The organism is Lutibacter agarilyticus, from assembly GCF_900188235.1.
Taxonomy (GTDB): domain Bacteria; phylum Bacteroidota; class Bacteroidia; order Flavobacteriales; family Flavobacteriaceae; genus Lutibacter; species Lutibacter agarilyticus.
This window is the reverse complement of sequence record NZ_FZNT01000006.1, coordinates 37,832-52,059: the sequence shown is the minus strand read 5'-3', so window position 1 is coordinate 52,059 and position 14,228 is coordinate 37,832. Positions and strand designations below refer to the sequence as shown.

At 30.8% G+C, this 14,228-nt stretch carries 11 protein-coding genes; 10 read left to right on the top strand and 1 reads right to left on the bottom strand.

Features of this window, described 5'->3' with window-relative positions:
* Positions 1–94: 94 nt before the first annotated feature.
* Positions 95–2,320, bottom strand: coding sequence for a formate C-acetyltransferase (gene pflB / locus CHB67_RS10840; RefSeq protein ID WP_089381805.1), 2,226 nt, complete (start codon positions 2,318–2,320; stop codon positions 95–97).
* Between the two features lie 426 nt (positions 2,321–2,746).
* Between pflB and CHB67_RS10835 the strand changes: the two genes are divergently transcribed.
* The 10 genes from CHB67_RS10835 (at position 2,747) to CHB67_RS10790 (ending at position 14,221) form a co-directional block, all read left to right on the top strand.
* On the top strand, positions 2,747–3,235 hold the full coding sequence (locus tag CHB67_RS10835) for a hypothetical protein (RefSeq protein ID WP_089381804.1): 489 nt from the start codon (positions 2,747–2,749) through the stop codon (positions 3,233–3,235).
* 84 nt (positions 3,236–3,319) lie between these two features.
* Positions 3,320–5,107: an AMP-dependent synthetase/ligase gene (locus CHB67_RS10830; protein WP_089381803.1), complete on the top strand. Its 1,788-nt coding sequence runs from the start codon at positions 3,320–3,322 to the stop codon at positions 5,105–5,107.
* A 54-nt stretch (positions 5,108–5,161) separates the two neighbouring features.
* Positions 5,162–6,862, top strand: coding sequence for a DNA polymerase III subunit gamma/tau (gene dnaX, locus CHB67_RS10825; protein ID WP_089381802.1), 1,701 nt, complete (start codon positions 5,162–5,164; stop codon positions 6,860–6,862).
* 47 nt (positions 6,863–6,909) lie between these two features.
* Entirely contained in the window at positions 6,910–8,829 is a 1,920-nt protein-coding gene (locus tag CHB67_RS10820; RefSeq protein WP_089381801.1) for a cation:proton antiporter domain-containing protein, read from the top strand.
* A gap of 2 nt (positions 8,830–8,831) precedes the next feature.
* Positions 8,832–9,413, top strand: coding sequence for a tRNA-(ms[2]io[6]A)-hydroxylase (miaE, locus tag CHB67_RS10815; protein ID WP_089382005.1), 582 nt, complete (start codon positions 8,832–8,834; stop codon positions 9,411–9,413).
* Complete coding sequence (locus tag CHB67_RS10810; RefSeq protein WP_089381800.1) at positions 9,414–9,854, top strand: DUF4268 domain-containing protein; 441 nt, start codon at positions 9,414–9,416, stop codon at positions 9,852–9,854.
* A 245-nt stretch (positions 9,855–10,099) separates the two neighbouring features.
* Positions 10,100–11,485 carry a tRNA uridine-5-carboxymethylaminomethyl(34) synthesis GTPase MnmE gene (mnmE, locus tag CHB67_RS10805; protein WP_089381799.1) on the top strand — a complete coding sequence of 462 codons (1,386 nt, stop codon included), beginning with the start codon at positions 10,100–10,102 and terminating at the stop codon, positions 11,483–11,485.
* Between the two features lie 249 nt (positions 11,486–11,734).
* Positions 11,735–12,322 carry a helix-turn-helix domain-containing protein gene (locus CHB67_RS10800; RefSeq protein WP_141119706.1) on the top strand — a complete coding sequence of 196 codons (588 nt, stop codon included), beginning with the start codon at positions 11,735–11,737 and terminating at the stop codon, positions 12,320–12,322.
* The gene (locus CHB67_RS10795; RefSeq protein WP_089381797.1) at positions 12,322–13,458 is read left to right on the top strand and encodes a tyrosine-type recombinase/integrase; all 1,137 of its coding nucleotides are present in this window, start codon (positions 12,322–12,324) and stop codon (positions 13,456–13,458) included. Before CHB67_RS10800 ends, CHB67_RS10795 begins: the two co-directional genes overlap by 1 nt.
* Positions 13,448–14,221: a helix-turn-helix domain-containing protein gene (locus tag CHB67_RS10790; protein ID WP_089381796.1), complete on the top strand. Its 774-nt coding sequence runs from the start codon at positions 13,448–13,450 to the stop codon at positions 14,219–14,221. Before CHB67_RS10795 ends, CHB67_RS10790 begins: the two co-directional genes overlap by 11 nt.
* The last annotated feature ends 7 nt before the right edge of the window (positions 14,222–14,228 follow it).

Below are 14,228 nucleotides of genomic sequence, written 5' to 3'. Positions count from 1 at the left end.
TAGTAGTTTTGATAAGCGTAGTTTTTGAATTAAAGTGTCCAAAAAATTAACGAATTAACCTTTTGGACACCAATAATACAATTTATATTTAATATTACATGGAATCGTGGAACGAACGTGTAATAACTTCAATTTGTTGTTCTTTTGTTAATCGAACAAAGTTAACAGCATATCCTGAAACACGAATTGTTAATTGCGGATATTCTTCTGGACGTTCCATTGCATCAATTAATGTTTCTTTGTCTAATACATTTACATTTAAATGCTGTGCATTGTTTAAGAAATAACCATCAATAGTAGCTGTTAAATTCTCAATTCTATCTTCTTCATTTGCTCCTAATGATTTAGGCACAATAGAGAACGTATTAGAAATACCATCTTGAGAATCTTCGTAACTAATTTTCGCTACTGAATTTAAAGAGGCAATTGCTCCGTTTTTATCACGACCGTGCATTGGGTTAGCTCCTGGTGCAAAAGCAATTCCGTGAGGTCTTCCATCAGGTGTAGCACCTGTTTTTTTACCGTAAGAAACGTTTGATGTAATTGTTAATACAGACATTGTTGGTGTAGCATTTTTATACACTGGTAACTTTTTTAACTCATCGTTAAAATCTGCTACTGCTTTTGCTGCAATCATATCTGCTTTATCATCGTCGTTTCCGTAACAAGGAAATTCTCCTTCAATTTTAAAATCTATCGTTAAACCTTCTTCATTTCTAATAGGTTTTACTTTTGCATATTTAATAGCTGAAAGTGAATCGGCAACAATTGATAATCCTGCAATACCATAGGCAATGTTTATTGTTGGGTTGGTATCAATTAAAGCCATTTGAGATTTTTCGTAGTAGTATTTATCATGCATATAATGAATAATATTCATTGAATCGTTATACACACGCGCTACTTCTTTCATAGCAACTTTAAAGTTTGCCATTACTTTGTCGAAATCTAAATACTCATCCGTATATGCTGGAATTCCATTGATTACTTGTGTTCCTGTAAATTCACAACGACCACCATTTAACGCTAATAATAATGTTTTTGCTAAGTTGGTACGTGCTCCAAAAAACTGAATAGATTTTCCTAATTCTTGGTAAGAAACACAACAAGCAATTCCGTAATCATCAGAACCACGACTAGCAACCATTAACGTATCATTTTCAAATTGAATTGAAGATGTATCAATAGATACTTTTGCACAATATCTTTTAAAGTTTTCAGGTAAATCATTAGACCATAAAACAGTCATATTAGGTTCAGGTGATGGTCCTAAATTGTACAATGTATGTAAGAAACGGAATGATGTTTTTGTAACCTTAGTTCTTCCGTCAGAAAACATACCTCCAATAGCTTCAGTAACCCACGTTGGATCTCCTGCAAAAATTTCATCGTAAGCAGCCATACGTAAATGACGTACCATACGTAATTTCATCACCATTTGATCAATATATTCTTGGGCTTCAACTTCAGTAATAATACCTTTAGCTAAATCTTCTTCAATATAAATATCTAAAAATGTAGAAACATTACCTAAAGACATTGCTGCACCATCTTGCTCTTTTACAGCTGCTAAATAAGCCATATAAGTCCATTGTACAGCCTCTTGAGCATTTGTAGCCGGACGGTTTAATTCAAGATTGTAAATATTACCTAATTCAACAATTTCTTTTAAAGCTTTAATTTGCTCAGCTACTTCTTCACGTAAACGAATAACAGCATCAGTCATTGGGCCAGTAATTGCAGCTTGATCTGCTTTTTTAGCTTCAATTAATTTATCAACACCGTATAAAGCAATTCTTCTATAATCTCCAATTATTCTACCACGCGCATAATTATCTGGCAATCCTGTTAAAAATCCTAAAGAACGGAATTTTTTAATTTCAGGCGTATAGGCATCAAAAACACCATCGTTATGGGTTTTAACAAATTTCGAAAATAAAGCGGTTAAATCTTTATTAGGCGCAACACCTTGCTCAGACAATGCTTTTTGAACAACTTTAAAACCTCCAAAAGGTTTCATTGTTCTTTTTAATAATTCATCGGTTTGTAAACCAACAATTACTTCATTTTCTTTATCAATATAACCTGCTGCAAAAGCACTAATTGTTGAGATTGTTTCAGTATCTACAGAACGAACACCATTTCTATCTCTTTCTTCTTGCGTTGCTTCTTTACAAGTGTCCCATAATTTATTAGTTTTTTCACTAGGACCTTCTAAAAAGTCGTGAGTTCCATGGTATGGAGTTATATTTTTTAATACAAAATCTCTTACGTTAATCGTACTTTCCCAAATTCCTTTTTTAAAACTTACTGTTTTCATGTGCTTATATTTTTAATGTATAACCTTCGATTTTTAAAATACAAAAATACGACTAAAAACCCCTTAAACCTTAGATTTTAGGACTAATTAGACTGCTATTGTTGGCTTTTTTACTAAAACGTTTGAAGTATATAGCTAGCGTATAGAATTCATTAAAATATTAACAGTTTTGATACTTTAGAAAATAATTTAGCATATTTTTGGGTTAAAATAAGCTACAAAACAATTCATAATAATACTGAAAAATGCGTAAAAAGTATTAGAAATTTCATTTATTAGATTAAAACAAGTGCATAAAAAACATTATTTGTAAAAATTTAACTTATTTAATTGCTCATTTTTCATCATTCATAAATTCAGTCCTATATATAGTTTTGCAAAATCAGTTATTAATTTCTATTTTGCAGAAACCAACCAATATTATTAATGACTGAAAATGCAACTCGACTATTTGATTTTGCTTATTTACTGTTGAAAAACAATAAGCAACCAAAACTGTTTAACACGAAGTTAAATAATAGTTGGATAGCTACTTCTGTACAAGAGTATTTAAAACTTGCCAACACCATAAGCAGAGCATTATTAAGGCTTAGTATAAAACCAAATGATAAAATTGCCGTAGTAACAACTACAAACAGAATTGAATTTTTAATTGAATGGTGTAAAAGAAAAAATATTGAGACTAATGAAGCATACACTTCCTTAATTTCAAATAAAAAAGTAATTAACCGCATTCAAAAAGAAATTGATAGTGCCAATAAAAATTTTGGCCAATGGGAACAAATAAAAGCGTTTGAATTAACCGCTGATATTTGGTCTGTTGAGAACGGACTGTTAACACCAACGTTAAAATTAAAACGCAGTGCAATAAAAATTAAATACAAACAGTTATTCGATAAAATTTATAACAACTAATTAATATGATAGCTAAGCAACTTACATTCTTGTGTAATCATTTTATATTTTATACTTTGCAATACTTCATTTAAACCAAATCAAATGTCAAAAAAAATAACTAAGATATTCGAGTTTGCCTACCATCAACTCGACACCTTTAATTTACCTAAGGCTTACAACACCAAATACAATGGAAACTGGGAAGCTACTTCTTCGCAAGAATTTATTGCAAAAGGAAATGCTATAAGTCGTGGATTATTAAAACTAGGTGTAAAACCCGGTGATAAAATAGCCGTAATTTCAACCAACAATAGGACTGAATGGAATATTTTAGATTTTGGAATGCTTCAAATAGGGGCTATCAATGTACCTATTTATCCTACTATTTCCGAAGAAGATTTTTTATACATCTTTAATCATGCTGAAGTTACTCACTGTTTCCTTTCTGATAAAGATTTATTCAAAAAAGTAAAATCCATTAAAAAGGACGTCCCAACTTTACAAGAAATTTATTCTTTCGACGAAGTGAAAAAATGTAAAAACTGGAAAGAAGTTATTGAATTAGGTAGTGATGAAAGCTTACAGAGTGAAGTTGAACAACTAAAAGAATCCATAAATACAGACGATTTAGCAACCATAATTTATACTTCAGGAACAACAGGAAAACCAAAAGGTGTGATGCTTTCGCACAGAAACGTTGTTACCAATGTTATTGATAGCACACCTAGACTTCCCTTAGAACACGGAAAAATTAAAGCATTGAGTTTTTTACCTGTTTGCCATATTTTTGAACGTATGCTGCATTATTTATATCAATTTACTGGAACTTCGGTTTATTTTGCGGAAGGAATGGACAAAATTGGTGAAAATATAAAAGAGGTGAAACCTGAATTTATGACCGTTGTTCCTCGTTTATTAGAGAAAGTGTACGATGGCATTATCAATAAAGGATCTGAATTAAAAGGAATCAAAAAAATGCTGTTCTTTTGGGCCGTTGATTTAGGTTTAAAATATGAACCATACCAAGCTAATGGTTGGTGGTACGAACAAAAACTTAAAGTTGCCAATAAATTAATTTTCATTAAATGGCGTGAAGCTTTAGGTGGAAATTTAAAAACAATGGTTTCAGGAAGCGCTGCTTTACAACCACGTTTGGCAAGAGTATTTGCTGCTGCTCAAATGCCCGTTATGGAAGGTTACGGATTAACAGAAACGTCTCCAGTTATTTCGGTAAATATGATTGAAGGCGATATGTTTAAAATAGGAACCATTGGTAAAACTATAGACAATGTAACAGTGAAAATAGCTGATGATGGTGAAATTTTAGTAAAAGGGCCTAATGTTATGCAAGGGTATTACAAAGATCCTGAACGTACAAAAAGTGTAATGACTGGCGACTTTTTTCATACCGGTGATAAAGGTGAATTTGATAGCAATGGTTTTCTTTCAATTACAGGTCGTAAAAAAGAAATATTTAAAACTTCAGGAGGAAAATACATTGCCCCTGCCCTTTTAGAAAACGAAATGAAACAATCTCGTTTTATTGAGCAAATATTAGTTGTAGGTGAAGGTCAAAAAATGCCTGCTGCTTTAATACAACCAAATTTTGATTTTTTACGAGAATGGGCACGCATTCATCACGAGCCAATCCCTGGAAACAATCAGGAATTAATTGACAATCCACATGTGGTTAAAAGAATAGAAAAAGAGATTAAAAAAGGGAATAAAAGTTTTGGGAAATGGGAAACCATTAAACGCTTTGAGCTAACACCTGATGTGTGGAGTATTGAAAATAATTTATTAACACCTACAATGAAACCTAAGCGTACTGAAATATTAAAAAAATACCTTCATTTGTATAATAAAATTTATGAAAATAATCCACGATAAGCATTCAAAAACCATTCGTTTTTATATTTTTGTAAAATAACCAACATTCAATAAATGGAACAATTTATAGTATCAGCTCGAAAATACAGACCTCAAACTTTTGAGGAAGTTGTTGGGCAACAAGCAATTACAAACACGCTTGAAAATGCTATAAAAAACAACCATTTAGCGCAAGCTTTATTGTTTACCGGTCCCCGTGGTGTTGGTAAAACAACTTGCGCCCGAATTTTGGCTAAAAAAATAAATGAAAACGCTGGAGAAACTAGTGAAGATGACTTTGCATTTAATATTTTTGAATTAGATGCGGCTTCAAATAACTCTGTTGATGACATTAGAAGTTTAACCGATCAGGTTAGAATTCCACCACAAACAGGAAAATATAAAGTTTATATTATTGATGAGGTTCACATGCTGTCGCAAGCAGCCTTTAATGCCTTTTTAAAAACATTAGAAGAGCCACCAGCGCACGCAATTTTTATATTAGCAACTACTGAAAAACACAAAATAATTCCGACTATTTTATCACGTTGTCAAATATTCGACTTCAAAAGAATAGGAGTTTTAGACGCTAAAAAATACTTAGAAAAAATAGCCAAAGAAGAAAATATCAATGCTGAAGATGATGCGCTACATATTATTGCGCAAAAAGCTGATGGTGCTATGCGTGATGCTTTATCTATTTTTGATAGAGTTGTAAGTTTTTCGGGAAATGAATTAACTAGAAAAGCGGTTACTGAAAATTTAAACGTATTAGATTACGATGAATATTTTATAACCACCGATTTTTTATTGCAAAATAAAATTCCTGAAGTTTTAATTCATTTTAATACCATTTTAGCAAAAGGGTTTGAAGGACATCATTTTATTAGTGGTTTGGCTTCACATTTTAGAGATTTATTGGTGGCTAAAGATCAAATTACAATCGATTTATTAGAAGTTGGAGACAATGCTAAAAAGAAATACTTAGAGCAATCTAAAAAATGTGAAATGCGTTTTTTACTGCAAGCAATTGACCTTGCAAACGATTGTGATTTAAAATATAAGGCTAGTAAAAATCAGCGATTATTAGTTGAACTTGCCCTAATGCAATTAGCCTCTATCACTTTTGATGGAGAAAAAAAAAATAGCAAACCTTACATAATTGCAGCAATTCATTACCGACAAAAAATAAAAAGAACTGTAAAAAATAAGCAACCTCAAGAAGTTAAATTAGCCGAGGTAAAACAAGAAATCACTAAAAAAAGTGTTGAAGAGGTAGCAAAACCAGCACTAGCAAAGCCAACTCTAAATACACGACCTAGAAGAACTTCAGCCTTAACGCTTAAAAGCATTCATTTAAAAAAGGAAATTGCAGAAACTGAAGTTGAGTTTGAAGAAGTTGAAGGCTTACCTTCTGACCCTTTTACACAAACACAGGCTGTTGAATTGTGGAACGCTTATATTGAAAAATTATTAAAAAAAGGCCATAAAAGTGTTGCTTCTATTATGAAAGCTGATGTACCTACTGCAAAAGGAAATGAATTGCATTATACCCTTCCTAACTTATTGATGAAGGATCAGTTAACACGTGAAAAAACATATTTAATGAAATTTTTACGTGAATGTCTTAATAACTTTAAAACTGATTTGATAATTCATGTAAATGAATCTGAAACAAAAAAATTCGCTTACACACCACAAGAACGCTATGAAAAATTAAAAGAAAAAAATAGTGCCTTAGAATTGTTTAAGAAGACTTTTGATTTAGATTTGTAATTATAGCAACTATTTATAATGAATTAAAAATTTAAATCCCGTAGCTTTTGGACATCAAATTATTAATAACATTTTTAGTAGGCTTTTTAATTGTTGCCATTGCAGCTAATGAAATTGCTAAAGTTTTTCAAAAAATTAAATTTCCACTAATTACAGGATTAATAATTACCGGAATTATTGCCGGTTCTTCAGTCTTAAATTTTATTTCACCTACCGCTATTCACGATTTAAATTTTTTAAACGAGATAGCACTTTCTGTTATTGCATTCTCTGCTGGTTCAGAGTTGTATTTAAACGATTTACGAAGTCGAATTAACAGTATTAAATGGATGACCATTGGCCAATTGGTAATTACATTTGTAATGAGTTCAATTGTCATATATTTTATAGCTGGTTATATTCCTTTTATGGCTAAAATGCCTGCAACACATAAAATTGGGGTTGCTATATTATTTGCCACCATATTTGTTGCACGTTCACCTTCTTCCGCAATAGCGGTTATCAATGAAATGAGAGCTAACGGCCCCTTTACAAAAACTGTAATGGGTGTTACCGTTGTAAAAGATGTGCTGGTAATTATATTGTTTGCCATTTGTTTGTCTGTAGCAAAAGCATTGATTAATGACGAAACAACCGACATCCTTTTCTTTGTGATCTTATTGTTTGAATTAATCACTTCCTTTGCACTTGGATACCTAGTTGGTAAAATTTTACAAGTACCATTTTTAACGAAGGCTGATATTAAAATGAAAGGAATTGCCATTTTAATAATTGGTTATTGCACTTATTTATTTGCCTATTATGTAAATATAAAATCTGTTGAATTATTTCAGCATGAGTTTATTTTAGAACCGCTTTTGATCTGTATTATTGGAAGTTTTGTTTTAACAAATTACAGCAAACACCGAATAGAATTTTCAGAAGCTTTAGAAGAAATTAGTCCAATTATATATATCATTTTCTTTACATTAACAGGTGCATCACTTTCTATTCAAACATTAATGAGTGTATTTGGAATTGCTATTGCGCTTTTCTTTTTAAGATTAATCACTATGTTTTTTGGAGGAATTTTTGGGGTGTATGCGGCAAACGATTTTAAAAAATATGCCTTTATAGCGTGGATGCCTTATTTAACACAAGCGGGTGTTGCATTAGGTTTAGCTACCGTAATATCCGATGTTTTTCCTGTTTGGGGACAACAGTTTGAAACCATTGTTATTGCCATTATTGTTATCAATCAGTTAATTGGACCTCCATTGTTTAAATGGTCGTTAAATTATGTGAAAGAAAGTCATTTAAGAGCTAAAACGCCTGTTGTTAAGAGCACAAGAGATTCTGTAATATTTGGATTAGAAGATCAATCCATTTCATTGGCAAATCAACTAAAAAAACAAAATTGGGAGTCTAGAATCATCAATTTTGATGTTACGAATAAAAAAGAGGTAAATGATTTTGAAATTATAAATTTACCATCTATCACCTATAAATCGTTAAAAGAACTAAATTTAGAGAATAGCGAAGCTGTAATTTTAATGCTATCTGATGAAGATAATTATAAATTGGCTGAATTAATATACGAACATATTGGAATAAAAGACGTTGTAGTACGATTAGAAAATCGTGAGTATTTTGAAAAATTCCACAAACTTGGTGCATTAATTATAGAACCTGCAACGGCAATTGTTAGCCTATTAGATCACTTTGTACGTTCTCCTAATGCTACTTCATTATTGTTAGGAATGGATGAAGGACAAGATTCTATGGATATAGAAATTAGAAATGAAGACATTCACGGTATACGTTTAAGAGATTTACGTTTACCTGCAGATGTGTTGGTTTTATCAATAAAACGTAAAGGACAATTATTGGTTTCTCACGGTTATACACGTATGCGATTGGGCGACACTATAACCTTGGTTGGAGCTGAAAATAGTTTAGAAGAACTTAAATTTAAATTTGATACATAATGATGTTAGGACTAAAGTTTGAAACTGAAACCTCTTGGGCTGAAATTGCAAAAAACGACTTGCAACAAATATTAACCGATCACGCGTATGCTGAACAAAAAGCATCCGCAAATGCAACTTCAATCATAATTAATTATTCTGAAGAAACGGAGTTGGTTCAAGAAATGGCGTTAATTGCTATTGAAGAAATGGAACATTTTAAAATGGTTCATGACATTATGGTAAAGCGCGGTATGGTGTTAGGAAGAGGTCAAAAAAATGATTATGCGGCACATTTGCAAAATTATTTTCCAAAGACAAAAGACCGTAATGAAAGCCTAATTCAACGTTTATTAGTTGCGGCTTTAATTGAAGCTAGAAGTTGTGAGCGCTTTAAGGTGTTTGCTGATAATATGAAAGATGAAGAATTATCAAAATTTTATTTAGATTTAATGGCTTCGGAAGCAAATCATTATACCACATTTTTAAATTTTGCACGCAAATATCAAGATAGAGTAATTGTTGATGAAAAATGGAAAGGATTGTTGGAATATGAAGCTGAATTTATGAAATCAAGAGGGTTTAAAGCAAAAATACACGGATAAATGTTTAGTAAAGAAGAATCTGCAAGTCTTAGAAAGGAATTTTGGACAAGTTACGGAAAATCGTTTCCGCGAAAATGGTTGTTATACAATACACAAATAAAAGGGTTCAGTTTTAAATTTGTAGCCGATCAAAAAAAAGCAATGGTTTGTTTAGATATTGAATCGTACGACAAAACCAAAAATGAATTGCTATTTGAACAACTACTTGAAGTTAAAAGTAATTTATTAGAAGACTATATACCTGATGCTGTTTTTGACGAATTATACCCTTTAGAAAACGGAAAATTGATTCATAGAGTGTATGTTACCTACAATGGTGAATTTAACATACATAATAAAAATACTTGGCAAGGCGTATTCTTGTTTTTTAATGAAGCAATGCATCAGTTTGAAGAGTTTTATGAAGACTTTGAAGATTTTATAAAACGTGCTATATATTAGCTGTTGTCAGTTCGATTTTAGCAGTTAGCGACACTATCCTATAAAGTGTGTAAACTTCTTTATAGGGTTCAATTTATCATAGTTGAACCCTATTTTCAAGTATAGTCATATAATTGTTTTATTAACTGTTCATTGCTGAGCCTGCGAAGCATCTTCTCACTTCTCACTTCTCACTTCTCACTTCTCACTTCTCACTTCTCACTTCTCACTTCTCACTTCTCACTTAAAAAATATATCTTTGCACAATGAATACAATACAAAACGATACTATTATTGCATTGGCAACATCTTCAGGAGTTGGAGCCATTGCTGTTATTCGCTTATCTGGTGAAGATGCCATTAAAATTGTGAATCAACATTTTCAATCTAAATTTGGAAATAAAGATTTAACAACCGTAAAATCGCACACCATTCATTTAGGAAATATTATTGATAACACTAGAATTATTGATGAAGTATTGGTTTCTGTATTCAAAAATCCTAATTCGTATACAGGAGAAAATGTGGTTGAAATAAATTGCCATGGATCCGTATATATTCAACAAGAAATATTACAATTATTCTTAAAAAATGGCGTTAGAAATGCCAATGGTGGAGAATTTACACTACGTGCATTTTTAAACGGAAAAATGGATTTAAGTCAGGCAGAAGCTGTTGCCGATTTAATTTCGTCAAACTCAGCAGCGTCACACCAAGTTGCATTACAACAAATGCGTGGTGGTTTTAGAAGTGAAATTGAAAAACTTCGAGAACAATTGTTAAATTTTGCGAGTTTAATTGAATTAGAATTAGATTTTGCTGAAGAAGATGTTGAATTTGCAGACAGAACAGCGTTTACAAAATTAGTGAATGAAATTAGCGCTGTTTTAAAACAATTAATAGATTCTTTTGCGCTTGGAAATGTATTGAAAAACGGAATTCCAATTGCAATTGTAGGGGAACCAAATGTAGGGAAATCGACCTTATTAAATGCGCTATTAAATGAAGAAAGAGCCATTGTAAGTGATATTGCAGGAACTACAAGAGATGCTATTGAAGATGAATTGATTATTGAAGGTGTAGCTTACCGTTTTATTGATACAGCTGGAATAAGAGCTACAAAAGATGTGGTAGAAAGCATCGGAATTCAAAAAACATTTGAAAATATTGAAAAAGCACAATTGGTATTGCATTTAATTGATGCTTCTAAAATTGATTCGCTTCAACAACAAATTACAGAACTGAAAGAAAAATATCCTGCTAAAAAAATATTGACAATTGTTAATAAAGCTGATTTGTTAGACAATAATCAAATCACAGAACTAAACACAAACTACACCGATTTAATTATACTTTCAGCAAAAAATAAAACAGGAATTAATGAGCTTATTAGCACACTTACTCAATTAGCAAATAAAGGAGCATTGAGTAATAATGAAACCATTGTAAGTAACTCTCGACATTTTGAAGCCTTGAATAATGCTTATACTTCGATCAAGGAAATTCAACAAAGCATAGACCTAAACGTTAGTACAGATTTATTTGCAATTGATATTAGACAAGCATTGTTTTATTTAGGTGAAATTACTGGAGAAGTAACTACTGAAGACTTACTAGGTAATATTTTTGCTAATTTTTGTATCGGCAAATAATTTACAAAAAATTACAAAAAAAAAGGTCCGAAAACCTAGAGTTATCAACAGTTTCTCTTTGTTTTCGGACCTTTCCATTTTGTAAAAAAACGTAATATTTAGATTGTTTTTGTACATTTATTGTACCTTTTTTAAAAAAAGTATGAAAAATTACATTGCTTGACGAGTGTTGAGGAGTTTCTGACCGATCCAGACTTGTATGGACTTATCAGGACTAAAAAGGACCATAAAAATCTAAAAACGTACTGTATGAAAATCGCAAAAAAATGTAGCTATTGTGGTAAGCAATTCATGGCACAAACATTAAAAACCAAATATTGTAGCCACAAGTGTAATCAGGAGCACTACAGAAAAAAAGCACGAAAAAAGAAAAAAAATGACAGTGAAAAACCATTAATTCAAAATGATGAAATCATCCCTTATGATACTCATCTAAAAACTATAAAAGCAAAAGATTTGTTAAGTATGAAAGATGTAATGGTTCTATTAGGAATTAGCATGTCTTCAGTACAAAGATTAATAAAAAACAAACACCTGAAAGCAGCAAAATTTGGAGCTAGAGTAATCATTAGAAAAAAAGACTTGAAAAACTTGATCACCAATCAATTTGAAAATGAATATTCAGAGGAAATTATTTTAAATGAAGGCAAGAAAGATGATAATAATAGTTATTTTAGCGTAGGTGAAATATCAAGATATTATAATTTATCAAACCGCTCCATTGATCGTCATATTAAAAAGAATAGCATAGAAAAAATAAAAAAAGGAAGGTTTGTTTATGTGCTAAAAAAAGATATTATAAAATTATTTGGTAAACCTAAAAACCCCGAACAATAATGGCTAATGTAACCCTACGACATAAAAAAATAGCAAATGATAAAACTAGTTTATATTTAGACTACTTTCCTCCTATCATAAGTCCTAAAACTGGTAAAGAAACCAGACGTGAGTTTTTAAAATTAAAAATTCACGACTATCCAAAAAACCAATTTGAAAGAGAACACAATAAAACTACCATTGAGTTAGCAGAAGTGATTAGGGCAAAAAGACTGGTACAGTTAAAAAACAAAGAATTCGGTTTTAAGGAAAATATTGAAGTCAATATTAATTTTGTAGATTACTATTACGCTATTGTTCTGGAGTACTTCAATAATGGATCTAAAAACAATGCTTTGAGTTGGCAGGCTTCATTTAACTATTTTAAATCATTTATTGGTAACAAAATCAGCTCACAAAATTTAACACTGGCAATAGCCTATAAATATCGAGAGTTTCTTTTAACAACAACTAGTTTAAAATCTAGTAAAAGTAAATTAGCACAAAATACAGCTGCAACATATTACAAACATTTCATATTTGTACTAAAAAGAGCTTTCAAAGAAAATATCATCTCAATAGATCTTGCTAAACAAACTGAATATATTAAGCAAGAGCAAACTTTTAGGGAATACCTTACGGAAGAAGAATTAATTAAATTATGGAATACAGATATTAAATTTCCACAAATTAAAAGAGCGGCTTTATTTTCGGCTTTAACGGGTTTACGCTTTGTTGATATTAAAAATTTAACATGGGAAACTATCTTTGGAGACATTCATCAAGGATATTATATAAAACTAAAAGAACAAAAAACTGGCAACATTCACAATCATCCAATTGCTAATGATGCCCACGATATACTAAAACAAGAAGGAACAACCGAGGGTAAAGTTTTTACTAGTTTGAATTATAATGACGTTGCTCGGTATTTAAAACCTTGGATTGAAAAAGCAAAAATTCATAAAAAAATTAGCTTCCATAATTTTAGGCATAGTTATGCTACCCTCCAATTAGCCAATGGAACAGATATTTATACTGTTTCAAAATTATTGGGGCATAAAAATGTGAATACAACTCAAATCTACACTAAGGTTATTAATAAAAATAAGATTGAAGCTGCTAACCGCATAAAATTAAACTTGAATGGATTATAACAAATTATATAACAATACACTAAACAGCTATCTTTCTATTTCAGAAAAGTTACTCAAAAGAAACCTCATCAAGTTAAAAAATATTGGTTACACTTATGATTATAGTTATAGAGAATTATCAGATCAAGTTTCTCATTACAAACAACGCGCATTAAACAACATTCCTGTAGCTCGTAAATCTGAGTATTTAACGCTATTTAATGATCGTGAGATTATGTTTGAAGATGATGCTATAAATAAAATTTTAAATCATAAAATTATTCCTCTTCTGAAGAAAAACAATCAACAAAAAAGTTTTAATCTGGAAGGTTTTATCAAATCTATAGCCATTTATGATGCCATAAGTAAAACAGCTAATTTGTTTAGTAACTACCATCCTATTTACAAATTAATGTACGAGTTGAATAACTTTAAAAAGTTTGAAATAAAAAACTATGGCGGATCTGTTTATAATACTCCATTATATAAACAACTGGGAGAAAAATTGTATCCTACACCAAAACCTTCAAAAGCTCCTATCAAAAAAGATGAGCAAATAAAGGATGTTTTTTTAAGCGTAAAAGAAGTTTCTGAACTCACAAATTATGCAGTTCCTACTATTTATGATTTAAGACATAAAGGTAAAATTCCGTTTTATAAAAATGGTGCTAAGTTGCAATTTAAGAAATCAGAAATTATAGACTGGCTAGAAAAAGGAAAGGGAACAACTAAAGATGATATTGAAGACAAAGCCAACGAATACTTATTAAAACACCGTTTCTAAAACAATT

Bases quoted from the DNA above. Each gene is read 5' to 3' on its own strand.
- pflB (WP_089381805.1), bottom strand. From the start codon at position 2,320: ATGAAAACAGTAAGTTTTAAAAAAGGAATTTGGGAAAGTACGATTAAC.
- CHB67_RS10835 (WP_089381804.1), top strand. From the start codon at position 2,747: ATGACTGAAAATGCAACTCGACTATTTGATTTTGCTTATTTACTGTTG.
- CHB67_RS10830 (WP_089381803.1), top strand. From the start codon at position 3,320: ATGTCAAAAAAAATAACTAAGATATTCGAGTTTGCCTACCATCAACTC.
- dnaX (WP_089381802.1), top strand. From the start codon at position 5,162: ATGGAACAATTTATAGTATCAGCTCGAAAATACAGACCTCAAACTTTT.
- miaE (WP_089382005.1), top strand. From the start codon at position 8,832: ATGTTAGGACTAAAGTTTGAAACTGAAACCTCTTGGGCTGAAATTGCA.
- CHB67_RS10810 (WP_089381800.1), top strand. From the start codon at position 9,414: ATGTTTAGTAAAGAAGAATCTGCAAGTCTTAGAAAGGAATTTTGGACA.
- mnmE (WP_089381799.1), top strand. From the start codon at position 10,100: ATGAATACAATACAAAACGATACTATTATTGCATTGGCAACATCTTCA.
- CHB67_RS10800 (WP_141119706.1), top strand. From the start codon at position 11,735: ATGAAAATCGCAAAAAAATGTAGCTATTGTGGTAAGCAATTCATGGCA.
- CHB67_RS10795 (WP_089381797.1), top strand. From the start codon at position 12,322: ATGGCTAATGTAACCCTACGACATAAAAAAATAGCAAATGATAAAACT.
- CHB67_RS10790 (WP_089381796.1), top strand. From the start codon at position 13,448: ATGGATTATAACAAATTATATAACAATACACTAAACAGCTATCTTTCT.